Raw genomic sequence first — 19,541 nt, 5'->3', positions numbered from 1 at the left:
AATGCGGATCGATTGGCTCTGGCTGGAGAAGTACAAAAACCTCAAGGACCTGACGATTGATTTCGATCAGGACCACCTGATCACAGTGCTGATCGGGCGCAACGGCACGGGTAAGTCAAATGTGCTGGAAGCACTGACCATCATCTTCCGCGACCTGCTTATGGGTGTGGATGGCAGCGGCAAAAAGAATGTGCCATCGTTCAAGTACCGCATCGCATATGAGATTGGTGACAACTGGGTTTTCATCGATGCCGACCCCGCTCGCAAAGACCCATATTTGGCAAAGACGATCAGTAAGACAAAACACCCCAAACCGTATGATCCAACTGATGCCTTTGCCAGTTTGGAAGGTGATGCAATAAGCCGAACGCAGTTACTGGGTGAAGACTCGGCGCACCTGCCAAAATTCTTATTCGGCTACTACTCCGGCGAAAGCGACCGGTTGGAAGGTGTTTTCCGCAAATACCTAAAGAATTACGACGACAGCCTAATCAGCAACATAGACCCCGGCCTCAAGCGCATGTTCTTTGCAGAGCCCGTGCACAGTAATTTCGTGCTGCTATCGTTTATCGTGAACAACAAAAAGCAGACGGACGATTTCTTGCAGAAACAGCTCGGCCTTGAAGATGGCGGCATCGAGTCCGTTCTGTTCGTGCTCAAGCAGCCCTATTGGTACAACAAAAAAGCGACGGACGGTGATGCGCGTTTTTGGAACTCAAAAGGCGTGGTCAGAGATTTCCTAGCCAAACTTTACGAGATTTCGCTTGCTCCAATTCGTATCTCGCGCCGCGAGCAATACGATGTTCGGCGGACGCGGACCCTTGAATATCTTTATCTGTTTGCAAAGGACATTGATGCCCTGCGAGAACTGGCAAAAGGTAAGTCAACAGCAGCGTTTTTCCGAGACCTTGAAAGCACACATGTTTCAGATCTGATCGATGAGGTCCGCATTCGGGTCAAGCTGCGAAAGAACGATGGTTCGGTCACGTTTCGAGAGCTGAGCGAAGGCGAGCAACAACTCCTGACAGTTCTTGGTTTGCTTCAGTTCACATCGTCTGAAGAAAGCCTGTTTTTGTTGGATGAACCAGACACGCACCTCAACCCACGCTGGAGCGTCGAATATCTCCAACATATCCGTGACTTCCTAAAGGATGATGAGGGTGCTTCGCGTTCGAGCCATGTCTTGTTAGCCACGCACAATCCAATCGCGGTAGCTGAGCTGCTGAAGGAGCAGGTTCAAATATTGAAACGCGACGAGGCTACTATGATGATTAGTTCGGAAGAACCACAAGTTGACCCTCAGGGAATGGGCTATGCAGGGGTTATGACAAGTGAGATGTTTGATCTTAGCGCTTCTGTCGACACATCAACGCGGAAAAAACTTGCGGAGCAGCGAGTGCTTTCAGCTCAAAAGGACTTGAGTCCTGACGAGCGGCTGCACTTGCAAAAACTGACTGGAGATCTCGACAAAATGGGGTTTGGACGTCAGATGAGGGACCCCATATTTGGTGAATATCTTAATGCACGCTTTAGGCTTGTGCAGAAGAAGGCCGCGAGCAACCAAGATAAAAAAATAGATGATGAAACAGCAGAGAGACTGATAACTGAAGTGCGTGCTTCCATCAGCAAGGAAACAAAAAATTGAGGTTTATTGATCTTGCGTTCGTCAAGCCACCAGCGAAATTCGAGCCTGAAGCTACCAAAGCAAAAGCTGCTGGAAAGCAAAATATCAGCAAGTATTCTGGCGTATGGCAGTGCTGTAAAAAGAAGTTAAGAAAGGCTTCATTCAAGAAGTGCTTCTACTGCGAAACGAAGACAGTTCGAACCGATGGTGCCGTAGACCACTTTAGGCCAAAATCACACTATCATTGGAGTGCATTTGATTTTGAGAACTATCGTTTTGCCTGCACTTTCTGCAACAGCAGACGCGCGGATCGAGAAACCGGTGTCACAGCTGGAAAAGGCGACGCATTCCCGCTATTGGACGAAGGTAAACGTGCCAAATCGAAAGCTGATGAAGCTCTAGAAGAGCCATTGCTTTTGGATCCATGTATTGCGGGAGATTCCGATTTTCTGGATTTCGAAAAGGATGGCTCTGCAGTCCCTACTTGTGCTGAAGAAGATGATAAATTCAACTGCCTACGTGCCGCCCAATCGATAGAGTTCTATCACCTCAATGAAAGCGAGCTGATTGAGGCCAGAATGGAACACGCGGTTACCTTGCTAGAGAAAGTCGTCGATGCCGAGGACGCACAGATAAGGATGCAAACTGGCGAAGTGGGAGCTAGGAAGGCTTATTCTTCAGCTGTACGTGAGTTAAAACGAGCTATCTCCCCTCAGGCCGAACTGTCAAAATTCTCCATCCGTACGGTGCAGGGCTACAAAAACAAGAAATTGGTCAATGTCATTGTGGCGGGGGCCTAGGAAAAATCATGAATACTGCACCAATAATTTCCAAAGTTTGGAGCTTTTGTACGACGCTTCGTGATGATGGTGTCGGGTATGGCGACTACCTCGAGCAACTGACTTATCTGATCTTCCTGAAAATGGCCGACGAGTACAAGCGGCCACCGCGCAACAGGGACGTAGGAGTACCAGCTGGACTGGATTGGCCTTCATTGACAAGCAAAAATGGCGCTGCTCTGGAAGAGCATTACGTCAAGCTCCTTCAAAAATTGGGGAACCGAGAGGGCATGCTCGGCCAAATATTCACGAAGTCGCAGAACAAAATTCAAGACCCAGCTAAGCTTTTCCGCCTCATCGATATGGTCGACAGTGTTGAATGGGTAATGGAAACGGTTGATGTCAAAGGTGACATCTACGAGGGGCTTTTAGAGAAAAATGCGGAAGACACAAAATCTGGTGCAGGTCAGTATTTTACGCCCCGATCCCTAATCAAAACCATGGTAGAGTGCGTAAGGCCAGCACCCCGTAAAACCATTGCGGACCCTGCATGCGGGACTGGTGGTTTCTTCTTGGCCGCCTACGATTTCTTAAACAATCCACAAAATCACAAGCTTGACAAAGTGGATAAAGAGTTTTTGAAGTCCAAGACATTTCATGGTCACGAAATCGTCGCCAACACTCGACGTATGTGTCTCATGAATATGTTTCTCCACAATATCGGAGAGATCGACGGGGAAAGCTTGGTTTTACCTACGGACGCACTTGTTTCTTCGCCTTCAGTGACCGTCGACTATGTTTTTGCAAATCCCCCATTTGGCAAAAAAAGTTCGATGAGCTTCACAAATGACGATGATGAACAGGAAACAGACGAGCTTACATACAATCGACAAGATTTCTGGGCTACAACGTCGAACAAGCAACTGAACTTTGTGCAGCACATACGGTCTATGCTTAAAACTAGCGGTCAGGCTGCAGTGGTCGTGCCTGACAACGTGCTGTTTGAAGGTGGGGCCGGCGAAACAGTGCGTCGAAAGCTGCTTCAAGCCACTGACCTGCATACGATTCTCAGACTTCCAACCGGCATCTTCTATGCTCAGGGGGTAAAAGCGAACGTTCTGTTTTTTGATAACAAGAAAGCGAGCAAAGAAACCCATACAAAGCAGATCTGGATCTATGATTATAGGACAAACGTTCACCATACTCTCAAAAAGAAGCCCATGACAGAAGAGCACTTGCGAGACTTCGTAACTCGCTATTGTCCCGGCGAAAGACAAGCGCGTAAAGAGACTTGGAGCGAAGATCATCCAGAGGGACGTTGGAGATGCTACGATGTGGCAGAAGTCTTGAGCCGCGATAAGGCTAGTCTCGACATATTTTGGCTGAAAGATCAGAGCTTGAATGATCTTGAGAATTTGCCAGAACCAGACGTTCTTGCGGCTGAGATAATTGATGAGATGGAGGCCGGGCTTTTGAATTTCCGGTCGGTTTTACTCGCGCTTGAAAAGTCGTAACCTTAAAGCGCAAGGTTCTCAAAATAGTGCAAGGTAAAAAACAGGCTGGGCGGCACCGCTAAAATTGGCTTAGACGATCATGATCGGACCTATTTAGTATTATGGTTGCAACCAAGGATTTGGATGGTGTTTCATCTTACCAGACGCAGCGTGCTATAATCGCATAACCATCAGAAAAGTCGAGCTTTTTCTAGAGTTATGCTTATATTGACTCGTGGCCATAAAGGAGGGTCACGATGCCAGGACTACGCTTAACTCGACGCAGTGTTGATGACATACCGCACCCCGAACATGGGCAGGTGATTTATCGAGATACGATGTTGCCGGGGTTCGGTGTACGCGTTGGCGCAAAATCAAAAACATACATTGTCGAAGGGCAGGTAAATCGTCGCACCAAACGGGTTACAATCGGCCGGGCAGACCTTTTCCCGCCGGAAACGGCGCGGCGCAAAGCGCTTGTTGTGTTGGGTGATATGGCGGAGGGTTTGGATCCAACAGCTGAGAAACGCAAAGAAGCTGTAAAAAAGATGACGGTTGAGAAGGCCTTCAACAAATTCTTTGAAGCCAGGCCAGATCTGGCGAACGCGACGGTAGAAAACTATTCGCGCACCGGGTTCATTTACTTCAAGTCTTGGGCGAATAAGCCTGTCAATGAGATTACCCGTCAGATGGTGTTGAAAAAGCACCAAGAGATGTCGCGAAAGAATGGAAAGATTACTGCTAACGACTCGTTTCGTCATTTTCGCTCGGTCTACAATTTCATCGCGGCAACGGAAGATGACTTTCCGCCAAATCCGGTGAGTATTCTTACCCAAGCGAGGGCTTGGAATAAGGAGCGGCGACGCCAGACGATTATAGAAGCCAAACAACTTCCCGCATGGTGGAATGCTGTCCTATCGGAGCCGCGTTATGCGCGGGACTTTCTGCTCATGGCTTTGTTCACAGGCATGCGGCGCGGCGAATTGCAACGTTTGCGTTGGGAGAACATCGATCTTGATGAGCGCAAGCTGCACTTGCCGACGACCAAGAACGGCGATCCGCTTATGCTTCCACTTTCTGACTTTCTGCTCAATTTGCTTCGGGACCGAAGAGAAGGCGCGGGGACTTCCCCGTGGGTGTTTCCCGGCAACGGACCCGCCGGTCACCTTGTCGAGCCGAAAAAGTTCTCTCAACGGGTCAGCGCTGCCTCAGGCGTATATTTCACACTGCATGACTTACGTAGAACTTACATCACGATTGCTGAGAGCCTAGACATTCCACACTATGCGCTCAAGCGGTTGCTGAACCATCGCTCATCCGCCGACGTTACTGGCGGTTATATCATTATCAACGTCGATCGGTTACGCGGCCCCGTTGAACTCATCTCAAAACGCATTCTGGAAATGAAGGATTGTAAATGCTGATGTCAGCCTAAAGCGGTCGTTTTTATGATGTAGGACACTCGCAAAAATCAGCGAACGGGAGAATGTGGATAAAGGCTGCCTTCGGTGAGTCAGGCTTCGTTAAACCAAAGTAACGCGTCTTCAAGACGGTCGTCACCCCAGAAAACCTCCCTATTCACCACGAATGTAGGCGAACCAAAAACACCGAGTTCCATGGCCTCATGTGTGGCTGATACAAGTGCACCTTTGATCCGCTCTGACTGAGCAGCCGCCAGTACCTGGCTTGGATCGCAACCGATCTCTTGCAGGCTTTCTGAGATGTTCGGTTCCTCGCCAGCTGGCTCGCCGCTTTCGAACCAGCGCCGATACGTGGCCCGGGTATACTCCGCGACCCAACCTTCTTCGGCTCCAAGTGTGGCAATCTGATTGGCAAGTACCAGTCCCGGAAGCGGATAGGGCGCCGGAATACGCGGTGCGAGACCATACCGACCCGCGCGGCGTTCAAGGTCGCGCCACATGTAAGCTGTCTTCACGGGTTTGTCTTTGAACGGGATATTGTTCTGTTCAACCATCACGTGCCGCACATCGAACGGACGCCACCGAACCTTGACGCCAGCCGCGCGTTCGACCTCGGGAAGCCGCATAACGGTCAGTTAGCTGTAAGTGCTGCCAATTGAATACCAGAAATCGATTTGCGACACGCCATGCTCTATCCAGATGCCTTTTCGATGCTAGTTTACAGCAAATATGCCTATCGCACCATTTGGTCAGCTCGAGTTCGTCTTTGGGCTCACCTCTGTCATCTGACGATTTCGTCGGACGACTGCAATATCCCGGTGGCGCTGACGCTGGACAGGTACGCATTGAAAATCGTTGTGCTTTGGAAAAGTAAATTCTTTCAAGCCAGTTGGCAAAGCTCCAATTGCGTAAGCAAAAACAGCATCTAATGCGCCGATCGTGGGGATAGGTTTCGCTCGAAAATTAGTGTTTTGATGGTGCTGCTGGAGAGAATTGAACTCTCGACCTCTCCCTTACCAAGGGAGTGCTCTACCTCTGAGCTACAGCAGCGCTGTGGGCGGGTGATTAGACTCAAACGAAACGCGGCGCAAGGGTGTCTGGACGGTTTTTTTCGTCTCCTGTAGAGAAAGACAATGGCAGATAAAAATTCACCTAAAAAAGACGGTAAATCCGGGGACGCGCGCGAAGAACGGCTTAAGGCCGCGCTTAAGGCGAATATGGCGCGGCGCAAGGCGCAGGCCAAGGCGCGGGCGGCATCCGAGGACAAGACCGGCAAGGACGAGGGATAAGAGCAGATGGATTCGATTTTGGTAACGGGCAACGGGCCGCTGAACGGTCAGATACCGATTGCGGGGGCCAAGAACGCATGCCTGACGCTGATGCCCGCAACGTTGCTCAGCGAAGAACCGCTGACGCTGACCAATGCACCGCGACTGAGTGACATCAAAACAATGACTGCGCTGTTGCAATCGCTCGGGGCCGAGGTGTCCTCGTTGCAGGATGGTCAGGTGCTGGCGATGTCCAGCCATGATCTGACCAGTCAGACAGCGGATTATGAGATCGTGCGCAAGATGCGGGCGTCCAATCTGGTGCTGGGTCCTTTGCTGGCGCGTTTTGGAAAGGCCGTTGTGTCGTTGCCGGGGGGGTGTGCCATCGGAGCGCGGCCGATGGACCTGCATGTCGAAGGTCTTGAGGCGCTGGGCGCCGAGATCGAGCTTAAAGACGGTTACTTGCACGCCAAAGCCCCGGGTGGGCTGAAAGGCGCAGTGCATGAGATGCGCTTTGCCTCGGTGGGCGCAACTGAGAACATCGTTATGGCCGCCACGCTGGCCAAAGGCACGACCGTTCTGAAGAACGCCGCGCGTGAGCCTGAGATTGTTGACCTGGTTGAGTGCCTACGCAAGATGGGTGCGCAAATTTCGGGTGAGGGGACCTCGACCATCGAGATTCAGGGCGTTGATTGCCTGCATGGTGCAACGCATCAGGTGGTGACCGACCGGATCGAACTGGGCACATATATGCTGGCCCCGGCCATGTGCGGCGGTGAAGTTGAGTTGTTGGGTGGTCGGATGGCTTTGGTCGAATCTTTTGCGGCCAAGCTGGATGCGGCAGGAGTGCATGTCGAAGAAACCCCAAATGGCCTGAAGGTTGCCCGTAAGAACGGCCGTGTTAACGCTGTGGACGTTGTGACCGAGCCGTTTCCCGGCTTCCCGACGGATTTGCAGGCGCAGATGATGGCGCTGATGTGCACGGCCGAAGGTACCTCGGTTCTAGAAGAACGTATCTTTGAGAACCGCTTCATGCACGCCCCGGAATTGGTGCGCATGGGCGCGAATATTGAAGTGCACGGTGGTACGGCGACCGTGACCGGGGTTGAACGTCTGAAGGGAGCGCCCGTGATGGCGACGGATTTGCGGGCCTCAGTCTCGTTAATTCTGGCCGGAATGGCGGCTGAAGGGGAAACGACCGTCAGTCGGGTCTATCATCTGGACCGCGGATATGAACATGTGGTGCGTAAGCTGGAAGGCGTGGGCGCAAAGATTGAACGGATCAAAGGCCAATGACAGATGCAAGTTTCGAAGACGGACGTGAGGCACCACTGAATCTGGGGGCCGAGGATGCTGATGACCTTCAGGTGATCTCGACCTTGGCACAGGATGCGATTTTCCCAATCACCGAGATGACATGGCGGCCCTCTGAGCGTCGCTTTGGCCTGTTGCTGAACCGGTTCCGCTGGGAAGACAAGGATGCCGCCGCCCGCCGCGACCGCCCGTTTGAACGGGTACAGTCGGTTCTGGTTTTCGATTCAGTGCTGTCTGTGGCGAGCCAGGGGGTCGAACGCGGCGACAAGGAAATGGTGATGTCCTTGCTGTCGATTGATTTCGAAGCGGGCGAAGATGGTGCCGGGCAGATCATGCTAACACTGGCCGGAGATGGTACGATCCGCTTGTCGGTCGAGGCGCTGGATGTCACCCTCAAGGACGTGACCCGGCCGTATCAGGCCCCATCCGGTCAGGCACCGCACCATCCGGAATAAGCGCGGCATAGCGCAGGCATTCACCGGCCCCCCCCAGGGTCTGGTGCTGCGCCGTGCGACCGTTTTCGACGTGTTCGATCTGAGCCGTGTTCTGGTCCGGTCAATTACCGAGCTTTGCACGGCGGACCATCAGGATGATCCTGAGGTGATCGCACAATGGACCGCAAACAAGGATCCGGCGACGATCAGGGGCTGGATCAGGAACGGCGCACAAATCAGGCTTGCCGAGAATAACGGGCAGCCTGCGGCAGCCGGTGGGCTGACCGAAGCCGGAGAAATCACGCTTTTGTATATCGATCCAGATCACATTGGTTGGGGTATTGGCGGCGCTTTGTTGAAGGCACTTGAGCAGGAACTTATCGCCTTTGGCTGTACCGAGGGACAGCTTGAAGCCACCCAAACGGCACAGGGTTTCTATGCGCGGCACGGCTGGGAAACCACCGGAGGATGCAGTCAGCGCAGTGACGTGTCCTGTTTGAGTATGCGCAAATCGCTGCACCTACAGGACTGAGGGTTGAGGCCGGCCCATCTGGGCGGTATGTCCCGATCAAACGCTCCGGAGTGCCAGAACATGCCTGTTTTCCTCGACACGACGTCGTCTGAATTCGAGACCGCCTTCAAAACACTATTGTCCGCCAAGCGCGAGGACAGCCCGGATGTGGACGCCGTTGTCGCCGGGATTATCGATGACGTGCGGAAACGTGGCGATGCGGCGGTGATCGAGCTGACCGCCAAGTTTGACCGGCTGGAGCTGACGCCCGAAACAATGGCCTTCAGCCCTGAACAGATCACCGAGGCTGTGGATCAGGTCTCGTCCGAAGATCGGGCTGCTTTGGAATTGGCCGCTGAGCGCATCAGATCCTATCACGAAAAGCAGTTGCCAGAGGATCACGAGTGGACAGATTCGTGGGGCGCAATGCTGGGTTGGCGTTGGTCTGCTGTGTCGGCTGCCGGTCTCTACGTGCCCGGCGGGCTGGCATCGTACCCGTCTTCCGTGCTGATGAACGCAATCCCCGCGAAGGTCGCTGGGGTTGAGCGTCTGGCCATTGCCGTGCCAACACCGGACGGGCAAGTGAACCCGTTGGTCCTGCTGGCGGCGCAGCTTTCCGGTGTGGACACGATCTATCGTATTGGCGGGGCACAGGCGATTGCCGCACTGGCCTATGGCACCGACACAATTGCAGCGGTCGACAAGATCACGGGTCCGGGCAACGCATTTGTAGCCGCCGCCAAGCGCCGCGTATTCGGGAAGGTTGGCATCGACATGATTGCCGGCCCGTCCGAGATTCTTGTTATCGCCGACAAGGACAACGATCCCGACTGGATCGCGTTGGATCTGCTTAGCCAGGCAGAACATGACGAAAGCGCGCAGTCGATTCTGATTACAGATGACGCCGGGTTTGGTCAGGCCGTCGCCAAAGCCGTCGACAAACGACTTAAAACCCTGCAACGCCGCGCCATCGCGGGGGCCAGTTGGCGCGATTTCGGCGCGATCATCACCGTGCGTGATTTGGACGAGGCGGCGGCACTGTCGAACCGCATCGCGCCCGAACACCTGGAGCTGTGCGTGGCGGACCCAGTGGCGCTGAGCGCTAAGACTGTCCACGCCGGGGCCATCTTCTTGGGCCAGTACACACCGGAGGCCATTGGCGATTATGTCGGTGGTCCCAATCACGTGCTGCCAACAGCGCGTTCGGCCCGCTTCTCCTCTGGTCTCAGTGTGATGGATTTCCTCAAGCGCACGACACTCAGCCAAATGACACCAGAAGCCCTGCGTGCGATTGGACCCGCAGCCGAGCAGCTGGCCCACTCCGAAAGCCTTGAGGCGCATGGACTTTCAGTAACGGCGCGGTTGAAGCGACTGAACGGCTAAATCCTTATGGCCTAAGGGTCACACCCGCCGCGAACCTGCACGGATTATGTAGGTAGGGACTTGAAACAACCGGTTGTTCAACGGCGCCTTGACAGAAGGGCCTGACAAATAGGAGCCAGACTTGGAACGTGTGGCAACACTCTGGATCGGCAAGCGGTTTAGTTTTCTGGAGCATTTGTGCCTGAAATCCTTCGCGGATGTGGACCAGAAGCCGATCGTCTACCACTATGGCGACCTAGAGGATATTCCGGACTACATTGAGGCGCGCGACGCACGCGAAATTTTTGATACGTCCGAGATTTACCGTGATCCAATCACCCGATCCGTTGCCGTTCATGCGGATCTGTTCCGCCTGAAACTTATGCAGGATACGGACTATATCTGGGTGGATGCCGATGCCTATGCGAACAGACCGTTCGAGACGAACCAGGGCTACCTGTTCCCGCAAGGGAACCGTAACAAACAACGGTTGATGAATGGCGTTCTGGCCTTTCCATCTGGAAGCCTAGCGTTAAAGCAGATGTGCGAATTTGCATTCGAAAGCGATCTTGTTCCGCCCTGGTGGCCGGAAGATCAGCAACAAGCCTACCTGCGTATCTTTGGAAAATCCACGTATTGGAGTTTGCCCCTGTTTAGCCTTGGGCCTCCAATGCTGTATTACTATGTCTCTAGAAGCGACGAGAATTCGATGGCAACGCCGCGAACCGAATTGTATTCAATTCCGCCGCGCTTCCGTGCTTTGTGGAACGACCCAGATATCTCAAAGCTGGATTTTCTCGAGTGGCAGGACAAGATGTCGATCCACTTTTATGGATCATGGTTCCGTCGGATGTTTTCAGGCGTAAAGAGCTTCAATGAAGGCTCTCTGATCGATCAGCTTCTGAAAAACCATCAAATCGACCCTGCGGAGCATCCGATTTGATCTGCTCTTGCGTTGTTCATCATTTTTAATTGCGATAAGTCTGTCCCGACCTGAACGGACCACGCATTATGACTCGTATCTCGCACATCGAACTAGATGACCGAAACCTGCCACCGCCGACCCCCGAAATCGAGCAGGAGCGTAAGGTTGCGATCTATGATCTACTGGAAGAAAACAGCTTTGCGCTGCCGGTGCGCGATGACCGTGTCACGCCTGATGGACCATACCGTGTGCAGCTGTCGATCCGCGATAAACGGCTGGTCTTCGACATCGCCACAGAGGCTGAGGAAAAGGCGGCAGAGTTTCATCTGTCACTGGGGCCGTTTCGCCAGGTGGTCAAAGATTACTTTCAGATCTGCGAAAGCTATTTCAACGCGGTAAAGACCCTGCCGCCCAGCCAGATCGAAACCATCGACATGGCCCGTCGCGGCATCCACAACGAAGGCAGCCGCGTTTTGCAAGAACGTCTTGAAGGTAAGGCTGACATCGACACCGATACCGCACGCCGTTTGTTCACGCTGATCTGCGTGCTGCATTTCGGGGGCTGACGCGTGAAGCCTTTGCCGCAGTCGGTCCTGTTTTGTTGCGACCATAACGCGGTTCGGTCCCCTATGGCCGAAGGGCTCATGAAAAAGTTCTACGGCACCGGCACCTACGTACAATCCGCCGGTGTGCGAAATGACCTTGAGATTGACGGGTTCTGCATCGCGGTTTGCCAAGAAGTCGGCGTTGAACTGTCCCGTCACCGGTCACGCTCGTTTGATGAAATGCAGGAATGGGGCGACGACCTAAGCTCGTTCGACCTGATCGTTGCGTTGTCGCCGGCCAGTCAACGCCAGGCTCTGGAATTGACGCGCATTTTTCACTTGGATGTCGATTATTGGCCAATAATGGACCCTACCGGACTGGGCGAAAGCCGCGCAGACAAGTTAATTCACTACCGACAGACCCGCGACCAGATCATTCAGCATCTGAAGGGCCGCTGGGGCGAACCTACGGAGTGACCATGAACCAGACCGTCAAAACCTATTTCGACGCTTTCAATGCCGGTGACGTCGACGGCATGCTGGCTTGCCTGTCAGATGACGTGGCGCATCACGTGAACGAAGGCCAGATTCGCACCGGTAAGGAAAAATTTGCAGCCTTCTGCGCCCATATGAACCGCTGCTACAAGGAACACCTGACGGACATCGTGGTGTTTGAGGCCGAAGGCGGCACCCGCGCCGCGGCAGAGTTCACTGTGAACGGCACCTATCTGCAGACGGATGAGGGTTTGCCCGAAGCCCGCGGTCAAACCTATCGCTTGCCCGCCGGGTCCTTCTTTGACTTGAAAGACGGCAAGATCACCCGCGTCACCACGTTCTACAACCTCACTGACTGGACCAAGCAGGTCTCGAATGGCTGAGGTCACAGCTGTCCGTCCCCTGACCGGGGCGGCGCTGACGGATGCCTTGGACGATGTGGCGCGTTTGCGGATCCAGGTGTTTCGGGCGTGGCCGTATCTGTATGACGGCGACATCAACTACGAGCGGAAGTACCTGCAATCTTACCGTGACAGCGACAAAGCGGTCGTGGTTGGAGCGTTCGATGGTGACCACCTGATAGGCGCTTCGACCGGTGCCCCTCTGTCCGATCACGCCGACGATTTCGCCGCCGCTTTTGAAGGCTCGGGCTTAGATCTGGCCAAAATCTTCTATTGTGCCGAATCCGTCCTTTTGTCGGATTATCGGGGGCAGGGAGTTGGCCATAAGTTCTTTGACCTTCGCGAGGAACACGCACGCAAGCTGGGCTACAGAAAATGCGCCTTTTGCAGTGTACAGCGCCCCGCCGACCACCCGATGCGGCCCGATAATTATCGCCCCTTGGATACCTTCTGGCGCGCGCGGGGATATGAGCCACTGCCCGGTGTGATCGCGCAGTTTTTGTGGAAGGATGTAGGGGAAGAGGGCGAGACAGCAAAGCGACTGCAGTTTTGGATGGGGGATTTGTAGATAGTTTTCGTCTGCTCTGCGGACGATATCGACGTTAGACCTCCCCGCGCAAACGGTAAGTGCCCGCGATTCACGGCCGAAGCAGGAAACGCTTGTGGCGCATTCCGATGCCTCGCGGCAGACGCGAAGAGAAATTGAGCTACCCGTCATCTTTCGGATAGATAAACCCGTTCACTGGGTAGAAATTGCCATACCGGCCCGGCTGGGTTTCGACCCGGACCAAGGTCCAATCATTGTGTTTGGATACGTCCCTGACGCCCATTTTCAACGATACCTTGTTTCGGTGCCAGTTGGCGTGATTCACGATGACTTCCCGGTCCGTGACAATATCCGACACGACAGCCACATGACCCAGGGGCATTCCGCTGGTTGCTCGAAACGACATCACAGCACCGACAGCTGGTTCATTGCCGCGTTCAAATGCACTGCGCGCCCTTCCCCACCAATCCTTGGCGTTGCCGCGAATTTGGATGCCGCTGAGGTTACGTGCGTAGGGCACGCACCACACCCTTTGCCCCCGGGCTTGCTTTTGCGCGACCTCCCGCAAAGCCATTGACTGACGTTCCGGATTGAGGTCCGCATCGGTTGGACGCTCGGAGCAGGCGGAGACAATACAACAAACTCCCACCGCAATCGCGGTTCGGGCGGTGCCGGACACGCGCGGCCAAATCGTATTTGTTTTGTGGGCGCTGTATTCCAAGATGCTTCATTGCCGGTTCGAAGATTAACGGGGTTCTACGATGATTTGACCGAAATTGAAAAGGGACCTGCCAATTCCCCAGCAAGATTTTGCCAGTTCCTTTTACCGTTGTTAACCCAATGGCTGAGATGGAAGACGCATATGCACTCGTTGTGATGGATGTTGCGCTTGAAAAAGAAGTCGGCACTGAGCCCACAGTGGAGTTGTTCGTTCAATACACATGTTGACAGGATGGGGCTATACAGACCGCGAACTCACACTTAAATTCGCCCGAGTTTGGACCGCAAGGATAGCCCATGAAAGTCGCGACTGCCGCCTATAACCTCGATTGGCTCGACAGCTGGGCGCAGTATGAGGACAAGCTGGACCGCTGGGTTTCAAACGCCGCGAGGCAGGGGGCGGACCTGCTGGTTTTTCCTGAATACGGCGCGATGGAACTGTCGACCCTTGACGGAGTTGAGGTGGCGGGTGATCTGGAGCGTTCGATTCACGCAGTCTCGGATCGGATGGAGGATGTAAGAAACCTGCATCAGCGCCTCGCACAGGAGTACAAGGCGTACATTCTGGGCGCATCGGCCCCGGTTGTGGATGGCCCCGGTCGACCTGTGAACCGGGCTGCATTCTATGCCCCAGATGGCAAACAGGACCACCAGGACAAACAGATCATGACCCGGTTCGAACGCGAGTCGTGGGATATTGCCCCTGGCGGCCCGCTGAAGCTGTTTGATACTGCGCTGGGCAAAATCGGGGTGCTGATCTGCTACGATAGTGAGTTTCCGCTGTTGGGTCGTGCTCTCAGCGAGGCAGACCTTATCCTTGTCCCATCCTGCACCGAGGCGTTGTCAGGCTATTGGCGGGTGCGTATCGGCGCGATGTCCAGAGCATTGGAAAATCAATGCGTTACCGTGATGTCGTCCTTGGTGGGCGTTAATGAATGGTCCGAAGCCGTTGATATGAATACCGGCACTGGCGGTATATTTGGTCCACCGGACAAGGGCTTTCCCGCGACCGGAGTGCTGGCCGAAGGTACCCTGAACCAACCCGGCTGGACTTATGCTGAGGTCGACATGTCAGCCATCGCCGGTGTGCGTTCCGATGGCCATGTCCTCAACCGAACTCATTGGGATGAGCAATCACCCCGAGTCGATTCGGTCACAATATCCGCCCTATAGGTGATTCCGCCCTTGAAATAGGGCCAAAATAGGCTCATTTAAGCGCACATCCCCGCAGATTCTGCGGGTGCAACTTAAATGTGGAGACAACATGGCCAAGGAAGATACGCTCGAATTTCCCGGTGTCGTGAAGGAACTCCTGCCTAATGCGACGTTTCGGGTCGAGCTGGAAAACGGCCATGAGATCATCGCACATACGGCAGGCAAGATGCGCAAGAACCGCATCCGTGTTCTGGCCGGCGACAAAGTTCAGGTCGAGATGACCCCCTATGATCTGACCAAGGGTCGGATCAACTACCGCTTCAAGTAACGCCTGCCGCAATGGCGTTTATCTTAGGATCGGGCAGCCCAAGGCGGCTGGACCTGTTGGCCCAGCTTGGCGTGCAGCCCGATGCCATCCGTGCACCCGACATTGATGAAACGCCGCTGAAAGGTGAGCTGCCGGTGCCCTATTGCAATCGCATTACGCGGGCAAAAGTGCAGGCGGTACAGGCCGATGGCGACGATGTAACTCTTTGCGCGGATACCACTGTCGCACTGGGTCGCCGTATTCTGGGAAAACCGGAAGACGCGGGCCAGGCGGCTGAATTCCTGCATGCTTTGTCCGGTCGGCGGCACCGCGTAATCACCTCGGTCGCTGTACGGTGCGGGGACCGCGTTCTGCAACGTGATGTTGTGTCTCAGGTCAAGGTCAAACGCCTTTCAGACGTTGAAATCAACGCTTACCTGGCGACCGGAGACTGGCAGGGCAAAGCAGGCGCTTACGCCATTCAAGGCCCTGCCGGGGCTTTCATCCCTTGGATTTCTGGTTCGTTTACCGGCATCGTGGGGCTCCCCCTGTCCGAGACTGCCGCGCTTTTGCAAGGCATCGGCTATCCCCTGTATCGTGAGGTGTCATGAAGGGTCGAACCATTGTTCTGGATCACATCGAAAACCGCGAAGCTGCCGCCCTTATGGTCGACGGTCAGCTGGAAGATTTCCTGATTGCAGCTGACGCGCCCGCGCCGGGTACGATTTACCGTGCCCGTGCCGACCGACCGGTCAAAGGGCAGGGCGGCATGTTCCTGACCACACCTGACGGTCCGGCCTTTCTACGACAGATCAAAGGGCTCGCACCCGGTGCACTGATGTTGGTTCAGGTGACGGGCTATGCCGAACCCGGTAAGGCGCTGCCAGTGACCGATCGGGTTCTGTTCAAAAGCCGCTATGCGATTGTCACGCCTGATGCGCCCGGTTTGAATATCTCACGTTCCATCCACGACGAAGATGAGCGTGACCGCCTTCTTGAAATCGCTCATGAGAGCATGGAGGGCAGCAGCCATGGCCTGATCCTGCGGTCCTGTTGTGAGGGCGAAGGTGCGGCTGAAATCGCCGAAGATATCGGTGCGATGCTGGCCCATGCGGATCAGGTTTTGAACGATCCGGGAACTGAGCCCGAGCTGCTGCTGGAAGGTGACGGACCCCATGTTCTGGCCTGGCGCGACTGGACTGACCCAGCTGAGGTTGTGACACAGCCGGGCAGTTTCGAAACGCATGGCGTATTGGATGCATTGGACGTGGCGCGTGGTATTTCCGAGCCACTGCCCGGAGGCGGGTATCTATATATTCAGCCCACCCGGGCCTTGGTCGCTGTGGATGTCAACACCGGGTCCGACACGTCGATGGCAGCCGGAACCAAGGTCAATTTCGCCTGTGCCAAGGGGCTTGCCCGTGCCTTGCGCGTTCGCGGTCTTGGGGGGCAAATCACTCTGGACCTAGCACCAATGCCTAAAAAGGATCGCCGTGGGTTCGAGGCCTCTCTGCGCGCTGCGTTGAAGGCAGATTCGGTCGAAACCACGCTGGCAGGCTGGACCCCTCTTGGCCACTACGAGCTACAGCGAAAACGCGGTCGTATCCCGTTGTCGGAAGTGCTGAAATGAGCTGCCCGATCTGCGCAGAAAAGTCTGTAACCGAGTTTCGACCATTCTGTTCGAAACGGTGTGCTGATATTGATCTGGCCAAGTGGCTGAACGGGTCCTACGCGGTTCCATCGCAGCGGGAAGAGGACGTTGAAACAGAAGTTTCCGATCCCGAACCAGAGCAACAACGTCCACATTGAAAAAATGTGAAAAAGCCTCTGGACACTGCCTGTAGCAAGTCATAGAACGCCTCCACCCAACGGCAAACGCCGTTCCCGTGCCCGGGTAGCTCAGGGGTAGAGCAGTGGATTGAAAATCCTCGTGTCGGTGGTTCGATTCCGCCCCCGGGCACCACTTTATCTGGTAAAGTATTGGTTTCGCATCGGCTTTTGACAGTTGGCTGAAACTTCAGACAAGTTCATCAAAAGATACCTACGTGACCGGCGGTTTTTTACTTCGGTCACCACAAAAGACACGGCTATACATTGCCAGCGACTCCCGTTAAGAGGCGGTCTTTAACCTTGGAAGATGCGCTGATTGCAATACCGCAAGGCACGTATCCCCCGGCTGATACAAAGAACACCACCGTGAAACAGACCATCGCAGATGCGCTTGCCCGCAAGGGTTACGATACTTTGACACAAGTCCAGCAGGCCGTGACACAGCCCGAGCTGGAAGGGCGCGATATGTTGGTGTCGGCGCAAACCGGATCGGGAAAAACCATCGGGTTCGGGTTGGCGATCGCACCACAGTTGCTGGGCGAAGATGAGACGTTCGGGGCGTCCGGCGCGCCGTTGGCTTTGGTGGTTGCGCCAACGCGGGAACTGGCCATGCAGGTCAAGCGCGAGCTGAGCTGGCTGTACTCGGATGCTGGTGCGTTTCTGGCCTCGTGTGTTGGTGGCATGGATATGCGTGATGAACGCCGGGCTCTGGCGCGTGGGGCGCATATTGTTGTCGCAACGCCGGGTCGCCTGCGCGATCATATCATGCGTGGTTCCATTGATCTGACCGCGATCCGGGCTGTGGTTCTGGACGAAGCCGATGAAATGCTGGACCTTGGATTTCGCGAGGATCTTGAGTTCATCCTGGATGAAACTCCGGCAGAGCGGCAAACGTTGCTGTTCTCGGCTACAGTCCCGCGCGCCATTGCTAGCCTAGCAACGCGCTATCAGCGCGATGCCGAGCGGGTGAGCACGGTCAGCGAGAAAACCCAACATGCTGATATCGAATATCGTGCGATGATGGTGGCGCCGCGGGACGGGGATAACGCGATCATCAATGCACTGCGGTATTACGAAGCCCCAAATGCTATCGTTTTCTGTAACACCCGCGCGATGGTGTCGCGGCTGACCACGCGGCTTTCCAACCGCGGGTTTTCGGTGGTGGCACTGTCTGGTGAGCTGACGCAGAGTGAACGCTCTAACGCGTTGCAGTCGATGCGCGATGGGCGTGCGAGGGTATGTGTGGCGACAGATGTCGCGGCGCGCGGGATTGATTTGCCGAACCTCGATCTGGTGATCCATGCTGAATTGCCTAACAGTCACGAGACGCTATTGCATCGCTCTGGACGCACGGGCCGGGCAGGGCGAAAGGGCGTCAGCGCCCTGGTAGTCGAACCGTCATCGCGGAAAAAGGCTGAGCGTATTCTGAAGTTCGCAAAGCTCACGGCGGATTGGGGCGTCGCCCCGTCTTCGGATGAGGTGAACGAGCGAGATCAGACGCGGATGCTCGCCTCTGATGACTGGCAAGTCGAAGTTACCGAAAGCGAACAGGACGCGGTTCGGCACCTGGTTGAAAAATTTACCCCTGAGCAAATAGCAGCAGCGTATCTACGTCAGTATAAATTGCGCCATTCAGCACCGGAAGAGTTGGCCCCGGTTACGGCGGACCGCCCCAAACCCCGCGCCGCCTTTGGTCCGAGCGTTTGGTTTTCCTTGTCTGAAGGTCGCAACCAAAATGCTTCGCCGCGCCATTTGCTGCCGATGATCTGCAAGGCCGGTGATCTGACCAAAGACGATATCGGTGCGATCCGGATTGCCGATGATGTGTCTTACGTCGAGATCCGCGAAGCCAGTGTTGCGGGCTTTCTGGCGGCTGTTGGACCGGGTATGAAAATCGAAGGTTCGAAAGACGTTGTGCGCTTGGATGGCGCGCCTGACGTGCCAGCGTTTGAGCGTCCAAGGTCCAACCGCCCACCCAAGGGTAAACCGCGCCCGCGCAAAGGGGACACCACCCCCGTTGATTGGAACGATGCCCCGACGCCCCGTAACCGCAAACCCAAGCCCGAAGATCGCAAGCCCAGTAAAGCAGCGGAACGCGGTTTCAAACAGACCCGATCAAAAGAACATGGCTCGACACCGCACCGCGACTCGTCACTGAGCGAGCCGGATGTTAAATTCACGGCAACGAGCGCAAAGAAGAAAACCCACAAAACGCCCGCTAACAAGAGCAAAGACGGAAGCGTAAAGCCCGGCGGTAAACCCACCAAAGGCCCACCGCCGCCCAAGGGAAAACCCAGCAGCAAGAAGAATCGCGCCCGCGTTTCAGCCGCGAAAGCGGGCAAGGGCGGAGAGGCTGTGCCGAAACGGCGCAAGACTTAGCGCCGTTCTATGCACAGGGTCGGCCCCGGCT

22 protein-coding genes and 2 tRNA genes are annotated in these 19,541 nt (G+C 55.0%); 21 read left to right on the top strand and 3 right to left on the bottom strand.

The window, feature by feature from the left end:
* Position 1: 1 nt before the first annotated feature.
* The 4 genes from AC2FIO_RS06420 to AC2FIO_RS06405 all read left to right on the top strand — a co-directional run bounded on the left by AC2FIO_RS06420 (position 2) and on the right by AC2FIO_RS06405 (position 5,320).
* A complete protein-coding gene (locus AC2FIO_RS06420; RefSeq protein ID WP_496696397.1) occupies positions 2–1,645 on the top strand; it encodes an AAA family ATPase in 1,644 nt (547 codons plus the stop codon).
* Positions 1,642–2,424, top strand: a complete 783-nt coding sequence (locus tag AC2FIO_RS06415; protein WP_496696395.1) for an HNH endonuclease family protein — start codon at positions 1,642–1,644, stop codon at positions 2,422–2,424. The genes AC2FIO_RS06420 and AC2FIO_RS06415 overlap by 4 nt, the downstream gene beginning before the upstream one ends.
* 8 nt (positions 2,425–2,432) lie before the next feature.
* Positions 2,433–3,917, top strand: coding sequence for a class I SAM-dependent DNA methyltransferase (locus tag AC2FIO_RS06410; protein WP_496696393.1), 1,485 nt, complete (start codon positions 2,433–2,435; stop codon positions 3,915–3,917).
* A gap of 236 nt (positions 3,918–4,153) precedes the next feature.
* Positions 4,154–5,320 (top strand): tyrosine-type recombinase/integrase, encoded by a 1,167-nt coding sequence (locus tag AC2FIO_RS06405; RefSeq protein ID WP_496696391.1) that lies wholly within the window; start codon positions 4,154–4,156, stop codon positions 5,318–5,320.
* A gap of 89 nt (positions 5,321–5,409) precedes the next feature.
* Here the strand turns inward: AC2FIO_RS06405 and AC2FIO_RS06400 are convergent, their stop codons facing one another.
* Together AC2FIO_RS06400 and AC2FIO_RS06395 are read right to left on the bottom strand one after the other, a co-directional pair.
* Positions 5,410–5,943: a 2-hydroxychromene-2-carboxylate isomerase gene (locus AC2FIO_RS06400; protein WP_496696389.1), complete on the bottom strand. Its 534-nt coding sequence runs from the start codon at positions 5,941–5,943 to the stop codon at positions 5,410–5,412.
* Between the two features lie 349 nt (positions 5,944–6,292).
* Positions 6,293–6,367: transfer RNA gene (locus AC2FIO_RS06395), tRNA-Thr, on the bottom strand.
* Between the two features lie 83 nt (positions 6,368–6,450).
* Here AC2FIO_RS06395 and AC2FIO_RS06390 point away from each other — a divergent pair.
* The 10 genes from AC2FIO_RS06390 to AC2FIO_RS06345 all read left to right on the top strand — a co-directional run bounded on the left by AC2FIO_RS06390 (position 6,451) and on the right by AC2FIO_RS06345 (position 13,140).
* Positions 6,451–6,606 carry a hypothetical protein gene (locus tag AC2FIO_RS06390; RefSeq protein WP_199520031.1) on the top strand — a complete coding sequence of 52 codons (156 nt, stop codon included), beginning with the start codon at positions 6,451–6,453 and terminating at the stop codon, positions 6,604–6,606.
* 6 nt (positions 6,607–6,612) lie between these two features.
* On the top strand, positions 6,613–7,881 hold the full coding sequence (gene murA / locus AC2FIO_RS06385) for a UDP-N-acetylglucosamine 1-carboxyvinyltransferase (protein WP_496696386.1): 1,269 nt from the start codon (positions 6,613–6,615) through the stop codon (positions 7,879–7,881).
* Entirely contained in the window at positions 7,878–8,354 is a 477-nt protein-coding gene (locus AC2FIO_RS06380; RefSeq protein WP_058275388.1) for a DUF2948 family protein, read from the top strand. The genes murA and AC2FIO_RS06380 overlap by 4 nt, the downstream gene beginning before the upstream one ends.
* Positions 8,355–8,397: 43 nt before the next feature.
* Entirely contained in the window at positions 8,398–8,865 is a 468-nt protein-coding gene (locus AC2FIO_RS06375) for a GNAT family N-acetyltransferase (RefSeq protein ID WP_496696383.1), read from the top strand.
* A gap of 60 nt (positions 8,866–8,925) precedes the next feature.
* The gene (gene hisD / locus AC2FIO_RS06370; RefSeq protein WP_496696381.1) at positions 8,926–10,227 is read left to right on the top strand and encodes a histidinol dehydrogenase; all 1,302 of its coding nucleotides are present in this window, start codon (positions 8,926–8,928) and stop codon (positions 10,225–10,227) included.
* 121 nt (positions 10,228–10,348) lie between these two features.
* Positions 10,349–11,149, top strand: a complete 801-nt coding sequence (locus AC2FIO_RS06365) for a hypothetical protein (protein ID WP_496696379.1) — start codon at positions 10,349–10,351, stop codon at positions 11,147–11,149.
* 68 nt (positions 11,150–11,217) lie between these two features.
* A complete protein-coding gene (locus AC2FIO_RS06360) occupies positions 11,218–11,697 on the top strand; it encodes a UPF0262 family protein (RefSeq protein WP_496696377.1) in 480 nt (159 codons plus the stop codon).
* A gap of 3 nt (positions 11,698–11,700) precedes the next feature.
* Positions 11,701–12,153: an arsenate-mycothiol transferase ArsC gene (locus AC2FIO_RS06355; RefSeq protein WP_058275393.1), complete on the top strand. Its 453-nt coding sequence runs from the start codon at positions 11,701–11,703 to the stop codon at positions 12,151–12,153.
* Positions 12,154–12,155: 2 nt separating this feature from the next.
* Positions 12,156–12,554, top strand: a complete 399-nt coding sequence (locus AC2FIO_RS06350; protein WP_496696375.1) for a ketosteroid isomerase-related protein — start codon at positions 12,156–12,158, stop codon at positions 12,552–12,554.
* Entirely contained in the window at positions 12,547–13,140 is a 594-nt protein-coding gene (locus AC2FIO_RS06345; RefSeq protein WP_496696373.1) for a GNAT family N-acetyltransferase, read from the top strand. Before AC2FIO_RS06350 ends, AC2FIO_RS06345 begins: the two co-directional genes overlap by 8 nt.
* A gap of 139 nt (positions 13,141–13,279) precedes the next feature.
* Here AC2FIO_RS06345 and AC2FIO_RS06340 read toward each other — a convergent pair whose 3' ends face one another.
* On the bottom strand, positions 13,280–13,639 hold the full coding sequence (locus AC2FIO_RS06340) for a CHAP domain-containing protein (RefSeq protein WP_306346077.1): 360 nt from the start codon (positions 13,637–13,639) through the stop codon (positions 13,280–13,282).
* Positions 13,640–14,136: 497 nt separating this feature from the next.
* Here AC2FIO_RS06340 and AC2FIO_RS06335 point away from each other — a divergent pair, with 497 nt between their 5' ends.
* The 7 genes from AC2FIO_RS06335 to AC2FIO_RS06305 all read left to right on the top strand — a co-directional run bounded on the left by AC2FIO_RS06335 (position 14,137) and on the right by AC2FIO_RS06305 (position 19,510).
* A complete protein-coding gene (locus AC2FIO_RS06335; RefSeq protein ID WP_496696370.1) occupies positions 14,137–15,012 on the top strand; it encodes a carbon-nitrogen hydrolase family protein in 876 nt (291 codons plus the stop codon).
* A 91-nt stretch (positions 15,013–15,103) separates the two neighbouring features.
* Complete coding sequence (infA, locus tag AC2FIO_RS06330; RefSeq protein WP_005978431.1) at positions 15,104–15,322, top strand: translation initiation factor IF-1; 219 nt, start codon at positions 15,104–15,106, stop codon at positions 15,320–15,322.
* A gap of 11 nt (positions 15,323–15,333) precedes the next feature.
* Entirely contained in the window at positions 15,334–15,912 is a 579-nt protein-coding gene (locus tag AC2FIO_RS06325; RefSeq protein ID WP_058279387.1) for a Maf family protein, read from the top strand.
* Complete coding sequence (locus AC2FIO_RS06320; protein WP_496696367.1) at positions 15,909–16,931, top strand: ribonuclease E/G; 1,023 nt, start codon at positions 15,909–15,911, stop codon at positions 16,929–16,931. Before AC2FIO_RS06325 ends, AC2FIO_RS06320 begins: the two co-directional genes overlap by 4 nt.
* Complete coding sequence (locus AC2FIO_RS06315) at positions 16,928–17,110, top strand: DNA gyrase inhibitor YacG (protein ID WP_058275399.1); 183 nt, start codon at positions 16,928–16,930, stop codon at positions 17,108–17,110. The genes AC2FIO_RS06320 and AC2FIO_RS06315 overlap by 4 nt, the downstream gene beginning before the upstream one ends.
* 79 nt (positions 17,111–17,189) lie before the next feature.
* Positions 17,190–17,264 (top strand) — tRNA-Phe (locus tag AC2FIO_RS06310).
* A 233-nt stretch (positions 17,265–17,497) separates the two neighbouring features.
* Positions 17,498–19,510 carry a DEAD/DEAH box helicase gene (locus AC2FIO_RS06305; RefSeq protein WP_496696521.1) on the top strand — a complete coding sequence of 671 codons (2,013 nt, stop codon included), beginning with the start codon at positions 17,498–17,500 and terminating at the stop codon, positions 19,508–19,510.
* Positions 19,511–19,541 lie beyond the last annotated feature (31 nt).

It is taken from the genome of Ruegeria sp. CDSB086, from assembly GCF_059611065.1.
The sequence above is the reverse complement of the archived record's forward strand: the minus strand, read 5'-3'. Positions and strand labels throughout refer to the sequence as shown.